The sequence below is a fragment of the Allocoprobacillus halotolerans genome (assembly GCF_024399475.1).
In the GTDB taxonomy this organism is placed as follows: Bacteria; Bacillota_I; Bacilli_A; order Erysipelotrichales; family Coprobacillaceae; genus Allocoprobacillus; species Allocoprobacillus halotolerans.
In genome coordinates, this window is record NZ_CP101620.1 from 1,670,315 (window position 1) to 1,695,620 (window position 25,306).

Annotated in this window: 23 protein-coding genes, 2 tRNA genes and 2 pseudogenes; 19 read left to right on the forward strand and 8 right to left on the reverse strand. The window is 30.1% G+C overall.

Going from position 1 to position 25,306, the window contains the following annotated elements; translation table 11 throughout:
• Positions 1–86: 86 nt before the first annotated feature.
• The 10 genes and pseudogenes from NMU03_RS09880 (at position 87) to NMU03_RS09930 (ending at position 11,019) form a co-directional block, all read left to right on the forward strand.
• Positions 87–1,184, forward strand: a complete 1,098-nt coding sequence (locus NMU03_RS09880; RefSeq protein WP_290137997.1) for a polysaccharide deacetylase family protein — start codon at positions 87–89, stop codon at positions 1,182–1,184.
• Positions 1,121–1,378 (forward strand): polysaccharide deacetylase family protein, encoded by a 258-nt coding sequence (locus NMU03_RS09885; RefSeq protein ID WP_290137999.1) that lies wholly within the window; start codon positions 1,121–1,123, stop codon positions 1,376–1,378. The genes NMU03_RS09880 and NMU03_RS09885 overlap by 64 nt, the downstream gene beginning before the upstream one ends.
• A 62-nt stretch (positions 1,379–1,440) precedes the next feature.
• Complete coding sequence (locus NMU03_RS09890) at positions 1,441–1,683, forward strand: MerR family transcriptional regulator (protein WP_290138000.1); 243 nt, start codon at positions 1,441–1,443, stop codon at positions 1,681–1,683.
• Positions 1,626–1,979 carry a hypothetical protein gene (locus NMU03_RS09895; RefSeq protein ID WP_290138002.1) on the forward strand — a complete coding sequence of 118 codons (354 nt, stop codon included), beginning with the start codon at positions 1,626–1,628 and terminating at the stop codon, positions 1,977–1,979. The genes NMU03_RS09890 and NMU03_RS09895 overlap by 58 nt, the downstream gene beginning before the upstream one ends.
• A gap of 150 nt (positions 1,980–2,129) precedes the next feature.
• A complete protein-coding gene (locus NMU03_RS09900; RefSeq protein ID WP_290138003.1) occupies positions 2,130–2,429 on the forward strand; it encodes a hypothetical protein in 300 nt (99 codons plus the stop codon).
• A 348-nt stretch (positions 2,430–2,777) separates the two neighbouring features.
• A pseudogene (locus NMU03_RS17665) lies at positions 2,778–4,120 on the forward strand (glycoside hydrolase family 1 protein).
• A 115-nt stretch (positions 4,121–4,235) separates the two neighbouring features.
• On the forward strand, positions 4,236–4,901 hold the full coding sequence (locus tag NMU03_RS09915; protein WP_290138007.1) for a LacI family DNA-binding transcriptional regulator: 666 nt from the start codon (positions 4,236–4,238) through the stop codon (positions 4,899–4,901).
• 80 nt (positions 4,902–4,981) lie between these two features.
• On the forward strand, positions 4,982–5,254 hold the full coding sequence (locus tag NMU03_RS09920) for a substrate-binding domain-containing protein (protein WP_290138009.1): 273 nt from the start codon (positions 4,982–4,984) through the stop codon (positions 5,252–5,254).
• Positions 5,255–5,350: 96 nt separating this feature from the next.
• The gene (locus NMU03_RS09925; RefSeq protein WP_290138011.1) at positions 5,351–7,957 is read left to right on the forward strand and encodes a polysaccharide lyase family 8 super-sandwich domain-containing protein; all 2,607 of its coding nucleotides are present in this window, start codon (positions 5,351–5,353) and stop codon (positions 7,955–7,957) included.
• Positions 7,933–11,019 carry a discoidin domain-containing protein gene (locus NMU03_RS09930; RefSeq protein WP_290142315.1) on the forward strand — a complete coding sequence of 1,029 codons (3,087 nt, stop codon included), beginning with the start codon at positions 7,933–7,935 and terminating at the stop codon, positions 11,017–11,019. Before NMU03_RS09925 ends, NMU03_RS09930 begins: the two co-directional genes overlap by 25 nt.
• 32 nt (positions 11,020–11,051) lie before the next feature.
• Here the strand turns inward: NMU03_RS09930 and gltX are convergent.
• Positions 11,052–12,463 (reverse strand): annotated as a pseudogene (gene gltX / locus NMU03_RS09935) (glutamate--tRNA ligase).
• Between the two features lie 48 nt (positions 12,464–12,511).
• Between gltX and NMU03_RS09940 the strand changes: the two are divergent.
• The 4 genes from NMU03_RS09940 (at position 12,512) to NMU03_RS09955 (ending at position 14,711) form a co-directional block, all read left to right on the forward strand.
• Positions 12,512–12,587: transfer RNA gene (locus NMU03_RS09940), tRNA-Gln, on the forward strand.
• Between the two features lie 233 nt (positions 12,588–12,820).
• Positions 12,821–13,306: an AAA family ATPase gene (locus NMU03_RS09945; RefSeq protein ID WP_290138013.1), complete on the forward strand. Its 486-nt coding sequence runs from the start codon at positions 12,821–12,823 to the stop codon at positions 13,304–13,306.
• Positions 13,306–14,154, forward strand: a complete 849-nt coding sequence (locus NMU03_RS09950; RefSeq protein WP_290142316.1) for an AAA family ATPase — start codon at positions 13,306–13,308, stop codon at positions 14,152–14,154. The genes NMU03_RS09945 and NMU03_RS09950 overlap by 1 nt, the downstream gene beginning before the upstream one ends.
• Complete coding sequence (locus NMU03_RS09955; RefSeq protein WP_290138015.1) at positions 14,154–14,711, forward strand: hypothetical protein; 558 nt, start codon at positions 14,154–14,156, stop codon at positions 14,709–14,711. The genes NMU03_RS09950 and NMU03_RS09955 overlap by 1 nt, the downstream gene beginning before the upstream one ends.
• Positions 14,712–15,016: 305 nt before the next feature.
• On the opposite strand, the gene NMU03_RS09960 is transcribed toward NMU03_RS09955, so the two are convergent.
• A tRNA-Glu gene (locus NMU03_RS09960) sits at positions 15,017–15,092 on the reverse strand.
• Between the two features lie 294 nt (positions 15,093–15,386).
• Here NMU03_RS09960 and murA point away from each other — a divergent pair.
• On the forward strand, positions 15,387–16,652 hold the full coding sequence (murA, locus tag NMU03_RS09965; protein WP_290138017.1) for a UDP-N-acetylglucosamine 1-carboxyvinyltransferase: 1,266 nt from the start codon (positions 15,387–15,389) through the stop codon (positions 16,650–16,652).
• A gap of 101 nt (positions 16,653–16,753) precedes the next feature.
• On the forward strand, positions 16,754–16,957 hold the full coding sequence (gene rpmE / locus NMU03_RS09970; protein WP_290138019.1) for a 50S ribosomal protein L31: 204 nt from the start codon (positions 16,754–16,756) through the stop codon (positions 16,955–16,957).
• A gap of 60 nt (positions 16,958–17,017) precedes the next feature.
• Here the strand turns inward: rpmE and NMU03_RS09975 are convergent, their stop codons facing one another.
• Together NMU03_RS09975 and NMU03_RS09980 are read right to left on the reverse strand one after the other, a co-directional pair.
• Complete coding sequence (locus tag NMU03_RS09975) at positions 17,018–18,367, reverse strand: MATE family efflux transporter (protein ID WP_290138021.1); 1,350 nt, start codon at positions 18,365–18,367, stop codon at positions 17,018–17,020.
• Entirely contained in the window at positions 18,357–18,950 is a 594-nt protein-coding gene (locus NMU03_RS09980; protein WP_290138023.1) for a cytidylate kinase-like family protein, read from the reverse strand. The genes NMU03_RS09975 and NMU03_RS09980 overlap by 11 nt, the downstream gene beginning before the upstream one ends.
• Before the next feature lie 124 nt (positions 18,951–19,074).
• Between NMU03_RS09980 and NMU03_RS09985 the strand changes: the two genes are divergently transcribed.
• From NMU03_RS09985 to NMU03_RS09995, 3 genes are all read left to right on the forward strand, one after another.
• Entirely contained in the window at positions 19,075–19,824 is a 750-nt protein-coding gene (locus tag NMU03_RS09985; RefSeq protein ID WP_290138024.1) for an MBL fold metallo-hydrolase, read from the forward strand.
• Positions 19,814–20,293, forward strand: a complete 480-nt coding sequence (gene rlmH, locus NMU03_RS09990) for a 23S rRNA (pseudouridine(1915)-N(3))-methyltransferase RlmH (RefSeq protein WP_290138027.1) — start codon at positions 19,814–19,816, stop codon at positions 20,291–20,293. The genes NMU03_RS09985 and rlmH overlap by 11 nt, the downstream gene beginning before the upstream one ends.
• Before the next feature lie 95 nt (positions 20,294–20,388).
• A complete protein-coding gene (locus NMU03_RS09995) occupies positions 20,389–21,108 on the forward strand; it encodes a glucosamine-6-phosphate deaminase (RefSeq protein ID WP_290138029.1) in 720 nt (239 codons plus the stop codon).
• A 25-nt stretch (positions 21,109–21,133) separates the two neighbouring features.
• On the opposite strand, the gene NMU03_RS10000 is transcribed toward NMU03_RS09995, so the two are convergent.
• The 4 genes from NMU03_RS10000 to NMU03_RS10015 all read right to left on the reverse strand — a co-directional run bounded on the left by NMU03_RS10000 (position 21,134) and on the right by NMU03_RS10015 (position 25,238).
• On the reverse strand, positions 21,134–21,604 hold the full coding sequence (locus tag NMU03_RS10000; protein WP_290138031.1) for an LURP-one-related/scramblase family protein: 471 nt from the start codon (positions 21,602–21,604) through the stop codon (positions 21,134–21,136).
• A gap of 57 nt (positions 21,605–21,661) precedes the next feature.
• Positions 21,662–22,630 carry a C40 family peptidase gene (locus tag NMU03_RS10005; protein ID WP_290138033.1) on the reverse strand — a complete coding sequence of 323 codons (969 nt, stop codon included), beginning with the start codon at positions 22,628–22,630 and terminating at the stop codon, positions 21,662–21,664.
• Positions 22,546–23,034, reverse strand: coding sequence for a hypothetical protein (locus NMU03_RS10010; RefSeq protein WP_290138035.1), 489 nt, complete (start codon positions 23,032–23,034; stop codon positions 22,546–22,548). The genes NMU03_RS10005 and NMU03_RS10010 overlap by 85 nt, the downstream gene beginning before the upstream one ends.
• A 146-nt stretch (positions 23,035–23,180) precedes the next feature.
• Positions 23,181–25,238, reverse strand: a complete 2,058-nt coding sequence (locus NMU03_RS10015) for an elongation factor G (protein WP_290138037.1) — start codon at positions 25,236–25,238, stop codon at positions 23,181–23,183.
• Between the last annotated feature and the right edge of the window lie 68 nt (positions 25,239–25,306).

Here is a 25,306-nt window from a genome sequence, read left to right on the forward strand (position 1 = left end):
ATAGTCTTATAGTTATAACATTTTTCTTCATTTTTATTTATATTTATTTTCAACCAAAAATTATTTTTGTAGATAAAGAAATTCATTTGGCACTTTATCAAGAAGTTGAGCCACTTCAATATATTGAAAAACTTTCACATATTGAAGAAAATGATATTCAAATAGATAATCAGGTAGATAATGGAAAATTAGGGGAATATCAGATTCTTTATTCTTATCATCAAAAAGTCTTTGCTTTAACAGTTTATATTGATGATATGTTACCACCTCAATTTGAAACTCAAAATAAAACAATATTAATCAATGAAAAAGTTTCCCCAAAAGAATTAGTCAAAAATATAGAAGATGATTCCAAGACAAAAGTTTATTTTCCAAAAGAGTATGTTTTTGACAAAGAAAAGACATATAAGGTTGTCGTTGTTGTAGAAGATAGTTATGGCAATAAAACTGAGAAAAATGCTTATGTGCAAGTACAGGCAAAAGATGAACAACCTCCAGTTGTCAGTGGTTTAACACCAATAACTTTATTGATTGGGGATGAAATTGATTTGAAAAAAGATGTTGTGGTTAAAGATAATCATGATGATTCACCAACTTTAACGATTGATGATTCGCAGTTAAATATTCGTAAAATTGGTGAATATGAAGTTTATTATCATGTCAAAGATGTTTCAGGTAATGAAGATACTTTCACAAGAAAAGTGGAAGTTTTGAGTCAATATGATAATCGTGAAGCCATCAAAGATGGAATTAAGACTTGTTATTTAACTTTTGATGATGGTCCTTCACAAAATACCAAGGAAATATTAGATATTTTAGATGAATATCAAATCAAAGCAACATTCTTTGTGACAGGAACATCACCTCAACATTTCCATTATATTAAAGAGGCTTATCAAAAAGGACATACGATTGGTTTGCATACGTATAGTCATGATTATGAATATATTTATAGTTCATTAAAAAATTATATTAGTGATTTGAATAAGATTAAAGATGTTGTTTATCAACAAATTGGAAAGAATGTTGATTTCATACGTTTTCCTGGTGGATCAAGTAATCTTGTTTCTAAAAAATATAATGATGGCATTATGACACGTTTAACAAAAAAGTCATTGATTTGGGTTATCAGTATTATGATTGGACTTCTATTAATGGTGATGGGGAGGGTATTAAAACTGTAGAGGGGTTAAAGAAAAAGGCGATAGAAGAAATTGGAGATCAGGAAGATATTATGTTTTTGATGCATGATAGTGGTACACAAGAAAATACTGTCAAAGCGTTACCAGATATTTTAGATTATCTGATTGAAAAGGGATATGTTTTTCAAGTTTTAGATAAAACTTCACCCACTTTTCATCATCATGTACAAAATTAAATTTTTTCTTGCTGATAACGTGACGTTATCCTCTATAATAATATCATGGGAGGCGTTCATTGGTGGAAAAGAAAACATATACAAGTGGAGAAATCGCAAAAATTTGTCACGTTAGTATCAGAACAGTTCAGTATTATGATTATGAACATATCGTCAAACCATCACATTTAGATGAAAGTGGTAGAAGACAATATTCTATTGAAGATTTACAGCATTTTCAACTGTTTTGTTATATAAGGATTTGGGTTTGTCATCAAAAGAGATTCGTCAGATTTTTCAAGAGAATCATCATTATTATCTGTTAGTACAAATGTTAAAATACCAACATCAAAAAAATGATCAACATCTTCATCGTTTACAAAAACAAAATGAAAAAATAACTATTTTATTAGAAGAACTTCAAACCAAACAGAAATTAACAGTTTTTAATCATGATGATTTACATTATCTTGTTTTAGATACACAATATCAAAAAACAACTCATTTAACTTATTTATTATTGTTTTTTTACTTCTTAATTATGATTTTTACAATTATTATCATAGCTTTAACACATCTGTATTTTCTTGTTTTACTGGATGTTATTTTACTATTATTATGAGTTAAATTTCATTCTCAACGTTATGCTTATATATGCCCACATTGTCGTCGCAGATATTGGATGCAAGAAACTTATCGTGAAAATTTTTGAAGGATTTGTAATCGTATAAATTTTATATATGGAATAAATAAGATAAAAAACATCTCTTTATTGTATTATCCTGAAAAGAAAGATTTATTTTTTATAGAATTGGAACAATGGTTTTTTGAAGAATATCATATCCGTCTTTATGATTATAGTTATGATGTCACACATGAACATAAAACACGTTTAAAGCTAATTGTATGGGATAATTATAAATGGTTTGTAGGTGTAAATGCACAAGAAATAAAAACTGAGATTCAAAACTATTTCTTTGAATTATGTCAAAAATATCATCATGAGATACAAATAAAACCTGAAATTATCATGTTTGATACTTTAAAAGATGAAGTCAAAAAAGAATTTTAAAGCAAGTTTCTAGCTTAATTCAAAGTATTGAATATCCTGAAATATGGAAAATAGAAATTATTTTTGAGCAGGTTCATGTTTTCTTTGAAACCGATGAACAATGTACTCACTGTCAAGCATCAGGGATAACTAATCAAATTAATCACAAGATATTAGAGATTGTGAGTCCTTATGATGAATTTCATGTTTTTGATAATGATTTTTCTTGTGTTTTTACAAGTCATCAAACATTGAATGAGAATATCAAGGAAGTATGTTTTTCTATACGAGATAAATTCAAGTGATTTTTAATTGAAATTCAAGTAAAATAAAGCGAAAATACGAATGGATATGAAAGGAGTCACGAGAATGTTAAGAAAAGATTTTTTATGGGGTGGAGCAGTGACTGCTCATCAAAGTGAAGGTGGATACACAGAAGGTGGAAAAGTACCAGCTGTTTGTGATTTAACAGTGACAGGTAAGTTTTCTGATTTTAAAGATGGTATTGATAGTTATCATCGATATAGTGAAGATTTTGATTTGTTTCAGGAAATGGGGTTTAATGCTTATCGTTTTTCTATTGATTGGTCAAGAATGATGAGTGATGAAAACACATATAATGAAGCAGGTTTTGAATTTTATGATCGTTTTATTGATGCTTTATTAGAAAGAGGAATAGAACCTATTCCAACTTTATATCATTTTGAAATGCCAGTTTTCTTACAAGAAAAATATAATGGTTTTGCCAGTCGAAAAGTGGTGAATATATTTGTAGAATTATGTAAGAAAATTGTGGATCGTTATTATCATAAAGTGCATTATTGGATTACTTTTAATGAACAAAATGGGATTTTACAAAAAGGTCCAAAGATGTTTTTTGGAGGTATTTGCCCAGATGGTATGAATCCACAAACATTTGATAATCAGATTATGCATCATACATTGATTGCGCATAGTTTAGTGAATGATTATATTCATCAAAAAGGTGGTCATGTGATGGGGATGGCAACGGTTGTTCAAAGTTATCCAGAAACATGTCATCCTTTAGATACATTAGAAAGTATGAAAGCACAAAGTGAAGCCTATGTGTTCTTAGACGTTTTTGCTAGAGGACATTATAATTCTTACTACTATGCTAATATGCAAAATGAAGGCACAATGCCAGAAATTTTAGGGGAGATTTGGATATCTTAAAATTAGGAAAAACAGATTCTTTATCTATTAGTTATTATATGTCAACGATTTCTCATTATGGTGAAGAAAGTTTAACTAATGTGGAAGATGTTGTGATTAAAAAGAATCCTTATTTGGAAATGTCTGAATTTGGTTGGACAATTGATCCTGTTGGTTTAAGAATTACTTTAAGACAGTTATATGATCGTTATGAAATGCCTATCTATATTGTTGAAAATGGTTTTGGTTGTGACGATGTGATGAATGAAAATGGCGAAATCATTGATGATTATCGTATTGATTATATGCGTAAACATATTTTAGAAATGAAAAATGCGATTAATGAAGGTGTTGATTGTCGTGGTTATTTAGCATGGGGACCTATTGATATTTTAAGTAGCCGTGCCAATATGAATAAAAGATATGGAATGATTTATGTAAATCGTAGTAATGATGATTTAAAAGATTTAAAACGAATCAAGAAAAAATCTTTTGAATGGTATAAACATGTGATTGAAACAAATGGTGAAGAACTTTAAAAGCTGTGTATAAAACATGGCTTTTTTCATTGAAATTTCAAGCAATTAGATATTGCAATTCAAGAGTAAATCATTGAAAATAGAATTAGTAAATACTCTTGAAAGGAAAAAGCCTATGAAAGTGACAATGAAAGATATTGCGAAAAAATTAAATATTTCAATTAATGCTGTATCTATTGCTTTAAATGACAAACCGGGTGTGAGTGATGAAATGCGTTGGTTGATATTAAAAACGGCTGATGAAATGGGTTATATTAATGAAAAAAGAAAATATTTATCTGTTTTTTCGAGAACGAATATTTGTATCCTGATGCAAAGCTATTATGCTAATACGGGTCATTTTTATTCCATTGTATTACGTTCCATTGTAGATGAAGCAAAGAATCTAGGATATTCGTCTATTATGAATTATTTTGAAGATGAACATATGGATATGCCTGAATGTATTGTGGAAAGAAAAGTGGCAGGGATGGTCGTTGTTGGAAAAATCTCTGATGTGAATTTAAAGCAATTAAAAAAGACTGGAATACCGATTGTTTTGGTTGATTTTACATCTTTATATGATAGCTGTGATTGTGTACTCACCCATAATAAACAAGGTGGCTATATGATAACCAATTATGTATTACAAAAAGGTTATCAAAAGATTGGCTTTTTTGGTGATTTGAATTATTCGATGAGTTTTCAAGATCGTTTTATAGGTTTTAAAGAGGCTTTAATGAAACATCATATCATACAAGGATATTGTGATGATGCTTATATTCGTCAATATTCTTTTTAGAAAATATAGAAACCTTTATTTTAAATCAACAGATTGATGAAATTATTCATTTATTACAATCAAAGCCATTGCCTGAAGTTTTGATTTGTGCCAATGATTCTAATGCTTTTGTAGTGATACAGGCATTACATACAATGGGATTAAAAATACCTGATGATATAGGTGTGACTGGTTTTGATGATACCCCTTTGGCAGAAAAATTTATCCCATCATTAACAACATTACAAGTGCAAAAGGAAAGTATGGGAAAAGAAGCTGTTCATCGTTTGGTTGATCGTATTCAAAGAAAGGACTATATTCAAAAAACGGAATTGTTAAGTGTGAAGATTATTGAAAGAACTTCTGTGAAATAACAGGAGTTTTTTCAAGTATTTTTTTGTTGAAATTCAAGTGAAAATATCAAAAAATAATAATATAGTAAGCGTTTACGGATGGGAGGTAAACATATGATGAAAAAGATATTGAAGATTATATTATCATTCATGATGTCTTTAGGGCTTTTTTTAAGTTCAATCAATGTGTCTTTTGCAAGTGCAAATGATTTTGAAATTATTAAAACACGTTTAAAAGATTTTATGATTTCTCAAGATACTTTTGATGATGGCGCAAAAGTTGAAACATGTTATGTTTCTAAAGCAGGAGATTATCTTGATATGATACAGGAAGATGGTTCTTTTGATGATGTGGACTATACAATGACAGGGAGTGCAGCCAATGGTGGAGCGTGGGAACCTTATTTGGCTTTAGATAGACTTCAAGCTATTGCGATTGCTTATCATGTACAAGATAATGAACTTTATCAAAGTAAAGAAGTTATTACAAAATTGAATCAAGCAATCAAACATTGGACAATTGCCAATAATGGTAAAGAACCGACTAATAAAAATTGGTGGGAAGTACAAATAGGTATTCAATTGAGATTTTCTCGTATTGCTTTGATGTTAGATGGTGTTGAAGGAATTGAAGAAAAAACTATGAATACTTTACTTTATAAATTATTAGAAAAGACACCTGTGAAAAAGGGTACAGGTCAAAATAATTTATGGTTTGATCAAAATTATGTTTATTACGCTATTATTACAGAAAATGGCACAAAATATAAAAATTCGCTTGGATCAAGAAAAATGATTGATTTAAAAGAGTTGGTTGATAATTATTTAAGTTATTGTCTAGTTGTACAAAAAGATGATAACACAGCTGAAGCTGTACAAGTTGATAATAGTTTCTATATGCATGGTAGACAGTTTTATTCTAATGGATATGGTTTATCTATGTTTAGAGATATGAGTTATTGGCTTTATATGTTAAATGATACACAATTTGCATTTAATCAAAGTATTGTTGATTTAATGGCTGATTATATGCTTGATGGAACAAGCTGGACAATTAGAAATGATATTATGGAATTATATTTAGGCTATCGTCCTTATGACTCGGATATTGGATATAAAAATTACGCATCTGCTTATATTTTGCCATTAGAAAGAATGATGGAAGTAGATAGTGAACGTGCTGAAGAATACCAAAAGATATTGAATAATGTCAAAGGTAAAAGTTCTACAAATGGTAAAAATGGAAATTATTATATGTGGCGTTCTGCTTATGCTTCGCATATGAGAAATAACTATGGTGTCAATATCAAAATGGATTCTAATCAAGTGATTGGTGGAGAATGGAGAGGAAGCTGGACTGGACAAAAAGATGGTGGACAGTTGATTTATTGGACATCTTCAGCTTCATCTGCAATCACTGTTGATGGAAATGAATATATTAATGTTTATCCAACTTATGATTGGGCACATGTGCCAGGAACAACAACAGCTGCACGTATAGTAGAGGATTACTCTAATTCAGGTCGCTTTACAAATGGAACTGAACATACAATCGGTGTTTCTAATGGAAAATATGGTGCAACAGCTTATGATATGAGTAAAAAAGGGACGACGGCAAAAAAAGGATATTTCTTCTTTGATGATGAATTTGTTGCTTTAGGATCAGGAATTAGTTCATCAGAAGATGTGAATATTCATACAACATTAAATCAAAGTGAAGCCAAAGATGTCAATGTTGGTGGTCAAACAGTAGCTTCAGGGACTGTTAATCAAAAATATACAACAAAATGGTTGTATAATGATGATATTGGATATGTATTTTTAGATGATACTGATGTTGTTATTAGTAATGCAACGCAAAAAGATAATCCTTCATTATGGCAACAGGAAGATAAAGATAACGCTGCTGCAACATTTAAAGCCTATATTGATCATGGATTAAAACCAAAAAATGGAAGTTATGCTTATATTGTGATACCAAATAAAGATGCTAGTCAAACTCAAGAATATGCTAATAATATTCCAGTGACTGTTATTGCCAATACAAGTCAAGTTCAGGCAGTAAGACATGATGGATTGAAGCAAACACAAATCAATTTCTATAAAGCAGGTTCATTGGAATATAAGGATGGTTGTACAATTACAGTTGATAAGCCATGTAGTATAATCATTGATGAATCAAAGGATGTTAGACAAATTTCTTTGGCTGTTAGTGATACAAGTGCTAATGAAGAAGTTCATGTGAAGATACAAGCTGATAATCAATCATCTACAACATCATTTGTATCTGGAGCATTACCTTATGCAGGGCAGACAATGACATTAACTGAAAATTCAGATAATCGTTATGATGCTAGTTCAATGATTGATGAACATGAAATTGAAAAAGCATTTGATGGTGATGAAAGTACATATTGGCAAAGTGAAAATAATGAAAATCAATGGATAAGTATGTTCACTGAAAATAAAAAGCACTTATCTACTATGGATATTATCTGGGGTGATAACTTTGCAAGTGACTATGATGTGTATGTATCACAAGATGGAAAAGTTTATCAATTATTAACTTCTATTACAGATGGAAATGGTGGAATTGATACGGTTGATTTAAATGGTGTATATCCATATATAAAAATTACATTCCAAGATAGTATAAGAAGTAATTATCAAATCAAAGAAATTACATGGCAAGCGAGTGAATCGTTAGCCTTAAAAAAGAAGTAGAAGTCAGTAGCACATCAACAAATGATCCAGAAAATACAAAGGATAAAGCTGTCGATGGGAATACAGGAACAAGATGGAGTTCTCTACGAAACAAAGATGATAATTGGATTATTGTTGATTTAGGAAAATATGCTCAAATTGATGCTTTGAGTGTTTTATGGGAAGGTGCATGCTCAGATGATTATGATATTCAAGTATCAAGTGATAAAGTCAATTGGGTAACAGTTGAAGATGGAAAGAAAACATCTGATGATTTACTTGATGAATATAACTATGATGAACCAGTATATGGTCGTTATGTAAAAATTCATTCTCATAAATCAACACAATTGAAATATGGTATAAGTATTTATGAGATTTCAGTTTATGGAAATTATGTTAATGAAGATATTGTTGCAAATAAAAATGTTTTCTCTAGTACAATTAAAGATTTCAATTTCCCTACAAATGTTGCTGATCATAAGGCTAATACATCTTGGATTTCTAAAGATTCAGGAGAACAATGGATTTACGTTGAATTAAAAGGTATTTATGAAATTTCTAGTATGTCTATTGATTGGGGAAATAGTTGGGCAACTCATTATGAAATTCAAATATCAGATGATGCTCAAAATTGGGAAACAATTCAAACTGTTACTGATGGGAAAGGTAATAGCGAAACTATTGACGATTTAAAAGATAAAAAAGCCAAATATGTACGTTTGAAATTGAATCAATGTAGTGGTTTGGCATATGAAATCATTCAATGGTCAGTTTACGGGAATTTGATTGAAGCAGATATTAAGGAAAATATTGCTTTTAATAAATCGGCAACAGCCTCATCAAGCTATAACAATAAGTATCTTGCATCAAAAGCATTTGATGGAAGTTTTGATGGAACAAGTGGAAGTGAATCAAGATGGGTATCAAATAGAAAGTCTAATGATGAATGGATATATGTTGATTTAGAAAATGTTTATGATTTAACAGGTGTGAAACTTTATTGGGAAGGTGCGTGTGGTAAAGAGTATAAAATTCAAGTTTCTAATGATACGAAAGAATGGACAGATATTGCACATGTTACAGATGGAAAATCTGGTATTATTGAATTTGAATTGGAAAATGTGAAAGCGCGTTATGTCAAAATGCAAGGTATTGAACCTATTGGACAATATGGTTATTCAATATGGGAGTTTGAAGTTTATGGCACTTTATATCAAGAACCTATCCAACCTAAAGTGAATATAGCATTAAATAAAGATTCAGTAGCAAGTAATGAATTTGTGGATGGAAAAAAGCATTTTACATCTTCATTAGCATTTGATGGTAAAGGAATCAATGAAGAGGTTGATGGAACACCTTCTCGCTGGGTTTCTTTAAGAAAGAAGAATAATGAAGATAAGGATTATAATAATCAATGGATTTATGTTGATCTTGGAGCTAATTATGATATTTCAAAGGTTGTTTTGAACTGGGAAGGAGATCAAAAATTAACATTAGATTATAAGATTCTTGTTTCAGATGATGCAAAAGAATGGAAAGAAATTGAAAGTGTTGTTAATCGTGAAAGAGGTATTCATGAGTTTGAATATAAAAATGTAACAGGTCGTTATGTGAAAATGCAAGGAGTAAGAGTTGGTTCGGATTATGGATATTCGTTATGGGAATTTGAAGTGTATGGAAATACAATATTAGAATCGAATAGTCCTAATGAAAATATTTCACTTAATAAAGATTCTGTGACGAGTTCAGAATACACTGATTCTAAAGATGGGAATAAAACATATAAATCACTGCTAGCTTTTGATGGTTTGGGAATAAATCAAAAAGTTAATGGTCAAGATTCAAGATGGGTATCTCGTCGTGATTGGTCAGATGATGAATGGATTTATGTTGACTTAGGTGGAGTTTCTAGTATTAATAAAGTTGTCTTGGAATGGGAAGGTGCTGGAGCTAAAGAATACAAGATTCAGGTCTCAAATGATGCCATAGAGTGGACAGATGTTATTCATGTTAAAGACACTTCAAATGGAGTTGCTGCATTAGCTGTTGATGAAGAAATACAGGGGAATAATCGTATTCATGAATTAACATTTGATACTGTACAAGCGCGTTATGTGAAAATGCAAGGTATCCAAGTCGCTAGTCAATATGGTTATTCATTATGGGAATTTGGCGTTTATGATACAACATATCAAACAATGCTAGAAGAAACATACAATAAGTATAAAGATTTAGATGTTTCTAAGTACACTCCTGCAAGTGTAGAGTTGTTTACAAAAGCCTTGAATCAACTTGTTATTATTGGTAATGATACAAATTCTACAAATGAAGATATTGAAAAAGCAATTGAACAATTAGAAACAAGTGTCAAGGGATTAGTAAAACAGGTTGATAAAACAGAATTAGAAGATGCTATTATTTTGGCAAGTCAGGAATTTGATACAACAAAATATACGCCTGAATCAATAGAAAAACTTTCTTCAGCATTACAAAAAGCAAGAATGATTTTATTGGATGGAAATGCAAGTAAAGAAGAGGTAAATGAAGCCATTCAAGCTTTAAATGATGTTATGGATGGACTTGTTAAAAAAGCCAATAAAGATAATTTAACATCTATTTTCAATGAAGCTTATCAATTAGATCAAGATAAATATACTGCTGAAAGTCTTGCAAAAGTCAACACATTATTAAAAGATGTTGAAGCGCTTATAGATGATGATAATGCATCACAGGATGAAGTTGATAAAATGTATGAACAATTACGTCAAGCAATTGCTCAACTTGAAAGTAAACCAAATGATAATATAACACCACCTCAAACAGAGAAACCAGAACATACGGAAAAACCTGAAGGAAATGAAAATGAGACAAATTCTAATCAGTCTGAATCTGATATTGAAATAAGTGTTGTACCTGATTCAAAACCGCAGAATAATCAAACTTCAGTGAATTCAGTAGCACAAGAAACACAAACAGTCAAAACAGATGATACAACGTCTACGATACCATTTGTGATTATGTTCATGATTTCTGGTGTTGGATATTATTTTACAAAGAAAAGTTCATTATTGAAAAAATAAAAGAAACACGGTGCATTTGATGTACCGTGTTTTTAAGAAAGATTATTTTTTAAATCATGAATGGTTTGATTCAAACGTTTCAATGTTTCATTCTTACCAAAAATATGAACAAGCTCAACAGCACCGCCAGCACTAGAACGCTTATGTGTTAAAGCGGCTCTGACGGGTTCCATAACTTGACCATTTTTTAAATGATTATCTTTAGCAATCGTCATAAAAAATTGAAGAATCAAATCATCATCTTGAAAATCTTTAAGATAGGGAAGTTGTTCTTGAACCAATAATAAAGCATTTAAAGATTTTTCAGGGGTTGTTTTAAACTTTTTATGTGAAAAAATAGTGATATCAAAGGGATAGGGTTGATTTATAAAATCAAGCATATCCTGAATAATATCTTGATTCACTTGGAGTAAACGTGGTTGTAAAACACGTGAGATTTCTAATAAGTCAACTGGTTGTTTTATAAAATTATAATAAGGTCGTAATAATTGATGAAAGGTTGATAAAGGCATTTGTCTTAGATACATACCATTCATCCATTTGAGTTTTTCTATATCAAAAATAGCTGGAGATTTAGAAATATGTTTAATATCAAATTGTGTGATTAAATCTTGTAAAGAAAGCATTTCATCTTCTTGAGGTGACCAGCCAAGTAATGCAATATAATTGATGATTGCCTCAGTGAGAAATCCTTGACTTTTTAAGTCTTGGTAAGAAGCGTCACCATGACGTTTGCTTAATTTATGCGTTTCATCTTTATTCACACTTGGAAGATGAATATAAACAGGAATATCCCAACCAAATGCCTGATAAATTAGATTATATTTAGGTGTACTTGAAAGATATTCGTTTCCTCTCACAACATGAGTGATTTGCATCAAATGATCATCTATGACATTGGCAAAATTATAAGTTGGATAACCATCACTTTTAATTAAAATTCCTTCATTTAAGGTATTGTTTTGAACTTCAATGTGTCCATAAACTTGATCATCAAAAGAAGTTATACCTGTTTGTGGAATGGTTTGTCTAATGACATAAGGTTCACCATTTGCGATTCTTGTTTGAATCTCTTGTTGACTTAAATGTAAACAAGGGTCTTGATCTTCTATTTCATCTAAACAAAAGCAATAATGAGCACCACCTAATTCAATAAGCTTTTTAGCATAATCATGATAAATATCTAATCGTTGAGATTGAATATAGGGACCAAATGTTCCACCCGTTTGTGGACCTTCATCCCATTGTAAACCTGTTTCTTTTAAAACTTGATAAATCAAATCAATGGCATCTTTGACTTCCCTTTTTGATCAGTATCTTCTATTCTTAAAATGAAATCACCGTTATCTTGTTTTGCAATAAGATAACTATATAAAGCCGTTCTTAAATTACCTATATGCATATAGCCAGTTGGACTTGGTGCGAATCGTGTTCTAATTTTCATTTTTCTCTTTACTCCTTTTTAAAAAAGATATATAATATAGTCTGTGATTGGGGTATAGCCAAGTGGTAAGGCATCAGACTCTGAATCTGACATTTCCTTGGTTCGAATCCAAGTACCCCAGCCATAGAGTCAATTGAGAATCCTGAGGGATTCTTTTTTTGTATAAAAGCTATTGTTATCATGATATAAAGCTCTTAATGATTTGTCAAATATTTATGTGTTTTTATTTATAATTATGATATGATATGCATGAGGATGAGAGCAATATAATTTGAAGATTTATAAACATTATTGTATGAAAGAATACGTTTTCTTATCTTCAAAAAAGATACTAAAATCATAAACGGAGGTGAGAAAATGGAAAGGAGAAATCGTATGCAATTACATGTAGAAAACTTTGCTAAGATTAAAGAAGCGGATATTGAAATTGAAGGAATTACTGTCATTGCTGGAGAGAATAATACAGGAAAAAGTACGATAGGAAAGCTATTATATTGTTTTTTTAATGTCTTTTATAATTATGAAGATAGACTTTATAAACAAAAAGTGTCTGCCTTGAAAGAAAGAATAAACAACAGTATTAAAGTCACACAGATAATAAGTTCACAAGGAAGAATAGTTAGAAAACTTGGGAATTTTAATAAGGATTTACTTGATAAATTTGTTGATTTATTTATTTCACATTATCATATGGATATATCATTAAAAGAATATGCTGATGTTTGTCAGGCTTTCTTTCAAAGTAATGAAAATTATCATATTGAAGTTGATGATTATGATGTTTTTATAAAACAGATTTTTTTATTTTATCAGTTGAAAAAGATAAGGAAATTAATCAATTGATGTTATTATCTTTAAATACAGAGTTTCATAATCAGTATTTACCTTTAGATAATACAAATGATGTTCATGTAACATTAGAAATAAAGAGTGGAAATATTTCATTTGATATAACAAACTCACAACAATTTATGAATGTGAAAACGTATAGAGTACTTCATAATGAAATCATTTATTATGATAATCCTTTCGTTGTAGATAAACTTTCCAAAGAATCATTTTCTCATGTTATGAAATTTGCTCTTGATAATGAAAAAGAAGGGATATTTGTTAATCATTTAGATTATATGTCTATTCTTTTAAATAAACCTTCTTACATGAATAAGTCAAATATATATAATCAAATTTTAAGTGATAATATTATATTGGATATTGAAAAAGAAATTATGACTTCAGTTCATGGTGATATTGTGTATGAAGATGGTGAATTTAAATTTAAGGAAAAGAATCTAGATGTTGCACTCAATATGTGTAATTTATCAACAGGTGTGAAAAGTTTTATTGTGTTATTGAAATTAATCAAAGATTTTAAGATTGTTGAAAATGGAACGATTATTTTAGATGAACCAGAAATTCATTTGCATCCAAAATGGCAATTAAAATATGCAGAATTATTAGTTTTATTACAAAAAACTTTGAATCTACATATCTTGATTAATTCTCATAGTCCTTATTTTATAAATGCTATTGAGGTCTATTCAGCAAAACATAAAATAGCTGATAGATGTAAATATTATTTAGCAGATTTAGATAAAGAAAATAGAGCTTATTTTGAAGATGTGACAACAAATATTGATAAAATATATTGTAAATTATCACAACCTTTATTAGACTTGGAGGATGTTTTATAATGAAAGTTCGCTTTATAGATTATTTAGATTCATTAAAAAATACTTCTTATGATAAAACGAATAATGCGTATATGGTTAATAATATTCATCAAGTTATTAATTTTGATCAATTTCAAGAGGCTTATTTTTCACAATATAAGAAACCTGTGACTTGTTCTATTGATGCGTTGAAACAACATAATCGTGAATGGTTCTTTATTGAATTTAAAAATGGCAAAATAGATAATAAGACAAAGAAAAACATAAGCGAAAAAGTTGGGCATAGTTTATTTTCTTTTTTAGATGTTTTAAATGAGAAAATAGATTATTGTCGTAAGAAAGTAAATTTTATATTTGTCTATAATAAAGAAAATAATTCTCAATCAGGTCATAGACTTTCTTGTGATGACTATCAATTGTCAATAGAACGACAAAAGCTTAAATCTCTTTTGCTAGGAGTCAAAAAATATATACCTCTTTTTCAAATGGGGAGATATGAAGATGTTTATTTTAAAAATGTCTATACATATGATCAAGAACAGTTTGAGAAGTTTGTTAATGAAAATTTTGATGATTAAAAAAATGGATTGATTTTTAATAGAGAATTTTGTGATATTTAAAACAAGTGTTTTGTGTACTTTGATGAATTATCAAGAAGTTATACCAGGAGTTATTATATTTTTTATAATCCAGGAATTATGTAAATAAGAGTAAGTATCGAAAAATCATGAAGAAAGAGAACTGTTGGAGTCGTTCTCTTTCTTTTTTAGGTTATATCGACTATTAATAACATAGAAGTTTTAAAGTGTTTTTTCCAAATGAGTGTCGCAGACGTTTCTAAAATGAAAAAAACCCTATTTTATCAGGGGTTTTTGATTTCTATTGGTAGTCCGTAGGGGTTTCGAACCCCTGAATGCTAGGATGAGAACCTAGTGTGTTGACCACTTCACCAACGGACCAGATAAACTATAATATAAGTATATCACGACTTAATAAAGTGTAAAGATTTTTTTCGAATTTATGCAATAAAAAGAGATGAAAAAGCATTAATAATAATGAGTTATTAAATTTTAAAGAAAAGTCATAATAAGATTGAGTGTCTATCATTTGAATGTTATAATGAAAGCGAAAAAATTGTGAAATTGTTTTGATATTGACGACACATATGTGTATAATCTCATTGAAAAGAGAAAAAGTGTCATAAATAAGAGATTGATTGGATATATATAAAGAGATAGAAAGGAAATAAACACATGGCAGAAGTAATTGCGATAGATGGTGGATATAAATTAAATGGAACAGTAAGAATTAGTGGGGCAAAGAATGCAACAGTTGCTTTAATTCCAGCAGCAGTATTATCAGAGGGACCAGTAGAAATATTAGGAGTTCCTGAAATTTCAGATGTTGCAGCTTTAGCAACACTCTTAAAAGAATTAAAATGTGATGTAGAGATAGATGGAGAACGTATTAAAGTTGATCCAACACATATGGAAGATATGCCATTGACAAGCGATGCAGTTAATAAATTAAGAGCATCTTATTATTTTATGGGTGCATTATTAGGTAAATATAAACGTGTTAAAATTAAAATGCCTGGAGGATGTTATTTGGGACCTCGTCCTATTGATTTGCATTTAAAAGGATTTGAAGCTTTAGGGGCAAAAATTACTTATGAAGATGATACGTATTTATTAGAAGCTGATGAATTAATTGGTACTTCTATTTATTTAGATTTTGCATCTGTAGGAGCAACAATTAATATTATGTTGGCAGCTGTTAAAGCACAAGGAAAAACAATTATTGAAAATGCAGCAAAAGAACCTGAAATTATTGATGTTGCTAACTTACTTACAAAAATGGGCGCAAAAATTAGAGGTGTCGGTACGGATACGATTACAATTGAAGGGGTAGAACATTTAAATGGAACATTCCATGAAATTATACCTGATCGTATTGAGGCAGGAACATTTTTGATTATTGCAGCAGCAGCTGGAGAAAAAGTCATTGTCCAAAATATTATTCCTCAACATTTAGAAGCATTAATATCTAAATTAAAAGAAATGGGTATCAAAATGGATGTTGTTGGTGATAGTATTGTGGTTTATGGTAGAGAAGGGGATTTGAAAGTGATCAATATTAAAACGCAAATTTATCCAGGGTTTGCGACTGATTTACAACAACCATTGACAACTCTTTTAACACAGGCCAATGGTGATTCTCATGTGGAAGAAACAATCTATATTGAACGTTTTAAGCATTGTCCTCAATTAGATAAAATGGGAGCCAATATTGATTTAGAAGAAGCTCAAAGTATTGTTCATGGTTCTACACCATTACATGGTGCTAGAGTTGAAGCGACAGATTTAAGATGTGGTGCAGCTTTAGTTGTGGCTGGTTTGATTGCTCAGGGAAGAACAGAAATTACCAATGTTTATCATATTGATCGTGGATATGATAATATTGACCATAAATTAATTACATTAGGAGCTCATATTACAAGATACAATATAGATGAATAAAAAATAAAAAAACTATTGTGTTTATTGTCAAGAAATGATATTATAATTGAGCAACTTACTTTGAAGTAGCAAATATTTCAAGGCGGAAGGAGAAAAGAAAAATGAAAAAAGGAATTCATCCAGATTATAAAAAAGTAAAAGTAATCTGCACATCTTGTGGAGCTGAATTTGAAAGTGGATCAATTTTAAATGAAATTCGTGTTGATACATGTTCAAATTGTCATCCATTCTATACAGGAAAACAAAGATTTGCAAGTGCTGATGGACGTGTAGAAAAATTCAATAAAAAATACGGACTTAAATAATAAAAACCTGCCTAAGCAGGTTTTTCATTTTGAAAAAGCTGTTTCACGACAGCTTTTTTGTTAAGATGGCATGAGTGCATCAAGTTGTTTTTTAATACGATTAAATAAGATGGTTGAAATAATCACAGCGACGAGTTCTGCGATTGGAAAAGCTAACCATATCAGATTTAATTGTCCAAATAAAGAAAGAACAAAAGCACAAGGTAATAAAACAAATAATTGACGAATTAATGAAGATAATAAACTATATGTTCCTTTACCAACAGCTTGGAAAACAGCACTACATACAATTGAATATCCTGCTAATACAAAGTGAATCGCAATGATTCTTAAAGCTGGTGTTCCAATCTCAATCATTGCATCAGAAGCATTAAAAAAGCCAAGTAAGATTTCAGGAATAGATTCAAAAACAATCACACCGATTACCATTAATCCAATTGCATACATCATTGCTAAACGAATCGTTTTTAACATACGGTTTTTTTGTTTGGCTCCTAAGTTGTAAGCAATAATCGGAATCATACCATTATTTAAACCAAAGATTGGCATAAATACAAAGCTTTGAAGTTTAAAGTAAACACCAAATACAGCTGTGGCTGTTGTTGAAAATTGAATTAAAATCGTATTCATACCAAAAGTCATGATACTTCCAATAGATTGCATAATAATGGAAGGAATACCAACAGAATAAATTTGTTTAATAATATGTAAATTCGGTTTAAATTGACGAAAATAAAATTGAATATCGTGATTAAAGCGAAGATTAAAAAATAAAGCTAATAAACAGGCAATGATTTGTCCGATAACTGTAGCTATAGCAGCTCCAGCTACACCCATTTTAGGTACACCAAATAATCCAAAAATAAAAATTGGATCGAGAATAATATTGATGATAGCTCCTAATCCTTGTGTAAACATTGTAAATAATGTACGTCCTGTGGCTTGTAATAAACGTTCAAATAGAAATTGACAAAATAAACCAATAGAACATCCTGTTACAATCATGGCATATTGTGTTCCAGCTGTGACAATTTCACTGTTTTGTGTTTGAACAGTAAAGAAAGTATGAGAAAGTGTTAAACCACCAATCATAAATACAAGCGTTGTTATTAAGAAAATAAAAATGGCATTCAAAGCAGTCTGATTGACATGATTTTGATTCTTTTCACCTAAACTTCTTGATAATAAAGCATTCACACCAACAGCTGTTCCTCCTGCAAAAGCAATCATTAAATTTTGCAAAGGGAAAGCGAGAGATACAGCAGTCAATGCATTCTCGCTTATTTGTGCCACAAACACACTATCAACAATATTATACAATGCCTGAACAAGCATTGAAATCATCATTGGTAAAGACATTGAAATTAAAAGCTTATTAACGGGCATAGTACCCATTTTATTATCTTCCACGTTGTTCTCCTTTTTGATATAACGCAACGATAATATCAGCTACTTCTTCAATACCAAAATCACTATTGATCGTTAAATCAAAATTCTTTAACTGACCCCATTTTTTTGTTGTATAGTAATTATAATAATTACTTCTAGCTTTATCCTTTTTCATAACAAATTTCTTATAATCATCATGTTCTTCTTTGTAATCTTCTTTGACACGTCTAACTCTTGATTCAAATGGTGCATGAATAAAGATAGTTAAAACATCATCAAAATCTTCCAAAATATAATCAGCACAGCCACTGACAATAATACAAGTATCATTTTGAGCAATATGACGAATAATCTTAGATTGCATAGCAAAGACTTGATCGTTCAATGGTAAAGTAAATGCTGTTGAAGATAAAGTATACATAAAACTTGATGATTTTTCTTCTGATACTCTACGAATAGTATCTACATCAAATCCTAATTCTCTTGCTGCCAGATCAATAATTTCATTATCATAATAAAATATTCCTAGTTTTTCAGCAACACGTTGAGCAATTAAACGACCACCAGATCCATATTCTCTTGCTATTGTAATAATTCTAGGCATAAAATACCCCTCCTTTATAATCTTATTTTACCATATTTTTAAATTCATGTTAAATTTTTCATATATGAAAAAGTTGTTTTTTTATGTTTGAATTTGTATAATAGATACACAAAGGAGTTGAACTATGGAATTTCATGTTTTAGCAAGTGGATCAAAAGGTAATGCAACATTTATATATGATCAACAATGTGGGATATTGATTGATTGTGGTATTACCAGAAAACAGCTTTTATTTAAATTAAATCAGTTAGGATTTCAACAAGAGGATATTACTTATGTCTTTTTGACACATGATCATTATGATCACAATAAAAATATTCATATTTTTGATGCTGGTAAAGTATATAGTGCTAAGAAGAATATTCAAGATTTAGATGAATATCATACATTAGTTCCTTATACTCACCGTCAATTTGGTGTTTTTGATGTTTTGACATTAAGAACTTCTCATGATGCCAGTGATCCCATTGGTTTTGTCATAAGCAGTGGCAATGAAAAATTATTGTATATGACGGATACAGGATACGTTTCTCAAAAAAATAGACAATATATGAAAAACTTAGATTATTATATTATTGAAAGTAATCATGATATTGAAATGTTAATGGCTACCAAAAGACCAATGTTTCTAAAAAATCGTATTTTGAATGATATGGGGCATTTAAATAATGAATATAGTGCACATTTAATGTGTGAAATGATAGGGGAAAACACGAAGGAAATTGTATTAGCGCATTTATCTCAAGAAGCCAATACGAAAGAGATTGCATTAGCAACATATCAAAGAATATTCAATGAAGAACAGATTGTTTTTTCAAATATTAAAGTTGCGAGTCAAATTGATGTTGTATCTGGAGGAAACTATGAAAATTAAATTAATTTGTGTTGGAAAATTAAAAGAAAAATATTTACATGATGGAATTAAAGAATATTTAAAAAGATTATCAGCTTATAGTGATGTAGAAGTCATTGAAGTAGCTGATGAAAGAATACCTGATCATCCTTCATTAGCTCAGGAAACAATTGTGAAATCAAAAGAAGGACGACGTATTTTAGATAAAGTTAAACAAGATGATTATATGATTTTATTAGATGTACAAGGAAAAGAAGTTGATTCTGTTCAATTTGCTAAGCATATTGAAAATTGTATGTTGAATGGAAAGAGTACGATTGATTTTGTGATTGGAGGATCATTAGGACATGGAGAAGATGTTTTAACAAGAGCTAATGTCCGTATAAGTTTTTCACCAATGACTTTTCCTCATCAGTTAATGCGTTTAATTTTGGTGGAACAAATTTATCGTGCCTTTAAAATTATGAAAAAAGAAACTTATCATAAGTAACCACAATCATGTGGTTTTTTCTTTTGGGAAAGATGTTTTTAATGAATTTCACATTTTAACATTATATAATAAAAGAAAGAGGAGGATGAAAAATCATGAAATTAGTTATAGAGAAAGACGTTAAAGCTATGAGTGAAAATGCAATGTACATCTTACTTGGAGCGATGTTGCAAGATAAAAGAGTCAACATTTCTTTAACATCAGGACGTACGCCACGCCAATTATATGAAATGATGATTCCACTTGTGAAAGATCAAAAGAAGTTTAAAGATATTGAATATTATTTGTTTGATGAAAATCCATTTATTGATGAACAATATGGAACAAATTGGGCTGAAATGAAAGAAATGTTTTTTGAACCTGCGCATATTGATGAAACACATATTCATCGTATAACTTTAGATAATTGGATCGATTATGATTGGCAGATTCGTCAAGCTGGTGGTCTGGATGTGATGATTATAGGATTAGGTCATGATGGTCATTTTTGTGGCAATTGTCCACGCTGTACACAATTTGATAGCTATACATATTGTATGGAATATAAAGATAAATTAGCGGTAAATCCAACTTATGGTGAACGTCCAAGACAACCTTATACAATTACAATGGGAGCAAAAAGTTTAATGCGTGTTCAACATCTTGTCATGATTGTTAATGGAAAAGAAAAAGCAGAAATTTTTAAGCGTTTTATTGAAGAACCTGTCAATGAAGAAGTGCCTGCAACGATTTTAAAACTGCATCCTAATTTTACAGTGATTTGTGATGATGAGGCAGCATCTTTGTTGTCAATTGAAGATGAATCTCGATTATAAAAAGCGATAGTTTATTCTATCGCTTTTAATGATATTCTGAACATTTTTGGGCATCAATAGCTAAGACAATCATTAAAACATACAAAGCATTTTCAGGTTTGACAATATCTAAAACATAAGTATCTGTTAAATGATAAATATCTTTAGAAATATCTGCAATAACAACTCCATGACGATCCTTAATTTGATAATTCCATTCCAACCAATTTCCTTCAACAGTCCAATCATTGCAATCTAAAACAAATTTAGGTTTAAATATAGTGATTTGCTTTTTAATGCATCCTACATATTCATCTTGAATAAACATCTCAAATTGGGGTTTTAATGTAAGAACAACTTCTTTTAATCTCCCCACTTTTTGATCATTTTGATAAATGTCTAGACAATGTCCAAAACTTAATTTACCATTTACACTATATATTGTATGCTCATGTTCATCATAAATATCATAGCTATCTAGCCATGAAAATAAACGTTGTTTAAAAAGTAGTTTCATAGAAAGCCTCCTTTCAATCAGTATATCAAAAATAAAAAGACATCACAATCATGATGTCTAATATAAACGTCGGCATGTATACCATTCTCTTTGCCAATAACTATAATTTAAATTTGCAACCTGAATGGCTTTTCCAGTTGAAGGGGCATGAACCATTTTATTATCTCCAATATAGATACCAACATGATGCACACCACTGGCTTTACCATTATCACTGAACAAGATAATATCCCCAGCTTGTAACTGGCTCTTAGTTACACCTTTTCCAGCATTAATTAATGATCCTGTGTAATGAATACGACCTAAATCAACACCTGCTTGATAATGTGCCCAATTGACTAATCCAGAACAGTCAAATTGTGTCCAGTTAGGATTTTTAATACTACTCCAGCTATGTCCTCCACCCCAGACATACATATAACCTTGACGTGTTAAAGCTTTATTAGCAATCGCCAATCCTAATTCTTCACTTGATGTTAAAGTGTTATCAGAAGAAGTGTTATTGTTTTCTTCTTGTGAAGTATTGTTGTTTTCTTGATTAGAACTATTGTTTTCTTGATTCGTATTGCTAGACTGATTATTATCAGTACTTGGTTTTTGTGGTTGAGAAGGTTTGGCAGCTGGTTTTTTATTAGGTGTTGCCTGAGTCACATTGTTTACTTTTGAGGCATCAGAAGCTTTCTGAATAGCAGCTAAGTTTTTTTGAATGGATTCAATGGACTCTTGATTAGCAGCAGCCTCAGATGTATTGTCAGCCACAGTTTTATTTTGTTCTGTTAATTTTGCCTGGAATGTTTTTTGTAGGCTTGCTTGTTCTTTTTTATCTTCTTCTAAAGATGCTTTTAAATTCTTTAAAGTTGTTTCCTGTTTTTGAACTTCTTTTATATTTTCATTAATTTGAGCTATAAGTTCGTTATCATAATTTGTAATTTCTTTAATATTCATGACACGACCCATAAAATCTGATATTGTATCAGCACCAAAGATATATGTTGTAAAAATATTGGAATTAATAGTTGTTTGCATACTATACAAACGTTCTTGAAGTTTTTCGCTTTGTTCTTCAACTTCTTTTTTAATTTTTCAATACTTTTCTGGATATAGTTTAATTCACTTTTTGCAGATTCTATTTTTGTATCAATCTGTGTAATCTTTTCAGCAATCTTTGCAATATCTTCTTTTGTATCTTGAGCATCTTTTTTAGCCTGAGAGGCTTCTTCTTTAAGTTCTTTGTTTTTATCATATAAATAACTGTTAAATTCTTTACATGTTTTTTGTTGACTGTTTGTCAATTTTGAAGAAGAACATAATTTGATATATTTTGATTCTTTGCCTTCAAAATCTGTAGCGTTCACACTATACAGTGATGCAAAGAGACAAACTAACATGCTTAATGACAAAAACGATGCGACAATCTTCTTTTTAAACACTTAGATTTCCTCCTTTATTGACTTCCTACTTTCTATTCTAAAGCATTTTTAAAAACTGTCAAATGAAATAGAGAAAATATTATTGGAATTTTATGGGAATTCATGTGAAAAAAGGAAATAACAAATTTTGTCATTTCCTTTCTTTATTATTGATGGTTTGCAATCACACGTTTTGTTACATGATCAGGTGCAAACTCATAACCTAGAAATTCCATATCAAAGAAGCCTTGACCTTGTGTCATTGCTCGTAAATCAACAGCGTAATTCATGACTTCTTCCTGAGGAGCTTCAGCAGTAATCTTAATTAAACCATCTTCTAAGATTTCACTACCCATCACACGTGCACGTTTTTTATTGAAATGTCCCATAATATCTCCCGTAAATTTTTCATCAATATAAACATGCAAAGTCATAAATGGTTCTAATAAAGCAGGTTTTGCTTTTTCCATTGCTTCTTTAAAACACATAATAGTTGCTGTTTTAAATGCCATCTCAGATGAGTCAACACTATGATATGAACCATCAATTAAAGTTGCTTTAATACCTAAAACAGGATATTGAGCCAAAATACCATGTTTTGTTGCTTCAATCAAACCTTTTTCAACAGCTGGGAAGTATGCTTTAGGAACGGCACCACCAAAGATCTTTTCTTCAAAGATAAATGGGATAGTATAATCATGAGAAGGTTCAAATGTCATTTCAACATCACCATATTGCCCATGACCACCAGATTGTTTCTTATATTTATAACGTTGTGTCACTTGACCACGAATTGTTTCACGATAAGGAATAATAATATTATCTAAAGTGACATCAATATTAAATCTTTCTTTTAATTTAGAAACAACACTATCAATATGAATATCACCAATTCCATAAATACATTGTTGTTTGGTTTCACCATTATTTTCAAATTTTAATGTTTTATCTTCTTCTAAAAGCTTATTTAAAGCATTTGTAATCTTTTCTTCATTCGCTTTACCAACTGGTTTAATAGCCTTACCATAATAAGGTTGAGAGAATAAAATTGTTTCATAAGTGATACGATAATCTAAAGTACATAATGTGTCATTTGTTTGGGTATATGATAATTTAGATAAAGCACCAATATCACCAGCATTTAAACAATCTGTTTCAATTAAATCTTTACCTTTCATGACATAGATTTTATTTAATTTTTCAGCTTCTTTTTTCTGAACATTAAATAATGTCATACCTGAACGAATGGATCCCGTACAAACTTTAAATAAAGAAATACGTCCAACAAAAGGATCAGCAATTGTTTTAAAAACAAATAAAGAAGGTGCAAGTGATTCATCAAAACCAATTAAATCATCTTCATCTGTTTCTTCATTATGCACAACCATTGAATTGACCATATCTCCAGCAGCACTAAAGAAAGCAACCATTGAATTTAAAATAATTTGAATACCTATCTGGTTTGTACCACATAAAACAGGAATTAATGTTTTATTCATAACACCTTGACGTAAAGCCCAAGAAATTTCTTCTTTAGTGAATGGTTCTTCATTAATATATTTTTCTAATAATTCATCATTCGTATTTGCAACAGCTTCGTCAATCATGTTTTTGATAGGTGTGATTTTATCCCACATATCATCAGGAATAGGACAAGGATGTGTTTGTTCACCATCAAAATAACGTCCTTCCATTTTCGCAACATTGACATATCCCACCATCTTTGAACCTTCCATGATTGGAACTTGGATTGGAGCAATCGCTTTACCATATGTCATTTTTAAATCTTCCAATTTTTGTTGATAAGCCGCATTTGGATAATCTAATCCACTGATATAAATCATTTTGGCTTTGTCATACGCTTTATGCATGGCTTCTTTTGTGCCAACACTAATACCTTCTGTAGCAGGTACAACAATTAAGGCACTTTCTGCAACTTTTAAAGCAGCTTCTACTTCACCTACAAAGTCAAAAGAACCAGGTGTGTCTAATAAGTTGATTTTACAGTTATTCCATTCTAATGGAATAACTGATAATCCAACCGAAGAATGTCTTTTGATTTCTTCAGGTGAATAATCACTAAGGGTATTCCCATCTTCAATTTTTCCAATACGATTTGTTAAACCAGCACGATAGGCCATCGCTTCAATCACGCTGGTTTTGCCACTCCCAGAGTGACCTAACACAACGACATTTCCAATTTCGTTTGAGTGATAAGCTCTCATTATCATCACGCTCCTTTAATATTTTTTGGAATATCTTTCTTCTATTCTAACACATTTACAAAATAATG

Coding starts and splice junctions, on each gene's coding strand:
- NMU03_RS10000 (WP_290138031.1), bottom strand. CDS start 21,604: ATGAAACTACTTTTTAAACAACGTTTATTTTCATGGCTAGATAGCTAT.
- NMU03_RS09945 (WP_290138013.1), top strand. CDS start 12,821: ATGGAAAGGAGAAATCGTATGCAATTACATGTAGAAAACTTTGCTAAG.
- rpmE (WP_290138019.1), top strand. CDS start 16,754: ATGAAAAAAGGAATTCATCCAGATTATAAAAAAGTAAAAGTAATCTGC.
- NMU03_RS09950 (WP_290142316.1), top strand. CDS start 13,306: ATGTTATTATCTTTAAATACAGAGTTTCATAATCAGTATTTACCTTTA.
- murA (WP_290138017.1), top strand. CDS start 15,387: ATGGCAGAAGTAATTGCGATAGATGGTGGATATAAATTAAATGGAACA.
- NMU03_RS09980 (WP_290138023.1), bottom strand. CDS start 18,950: ATGCCTAGAATTATTACAATAGCAAGAGAATATGGATCTGGTGGTCGT.
- NMU03_RS09995 (WP_290138029.1), top strand. CDS start 20,389: ATGAAATTAGTTATAGAGAAAGACGTTAAAGCTATGAGTGAAAATGCA.
- rlmH (WP_290138027.1), top strand. CDS start 19,814: ATGAAAATTAAATTAATTTGTGTTGGAAAATTAAAAGAAAAATATTTA.
- NMU03_RS09925 (WP_290138011.1), top strand. CDS start 5,351: ATGAAAAAGATATTGAAGATTATATTATCATTCATGATGTCTTTAGGG.
- NMU03_RS09915 (WP_290138007.1), top strand. CDS start 4,236: ATGAAAGTGACAATGAAAGATATTGCGAAAAAATTAAATATTTCAATT.
- NMU03_RS09955 (WP_290138015.1), top strand. CDS start 14,154: ATGAAAGTTCGCTTTATAGATTATTTAGATTCATTAAAAAATACTTCT.
- NMU03_RS10015 (WP_290138037.1), bottom strand. CDS start 25,238: ATGAGAGCTTATCACTCAAACGAAATTGGAAATGTCGTTGTGTTAGGT.
- NMU03_RS09985 (WP_290138024.1), top strand. CDS start 19,075: ATGGAATTTCATGTTTTAGCAAGTGGATCAAAAGGTAATGCAACATTT.
- NMU03_RS10005 (WP_290138033.1), bottom strand. CDS start 22,630: ATGCAAACAACTATTAATTCCAATATTTTTACAACATATATCTTTGGT.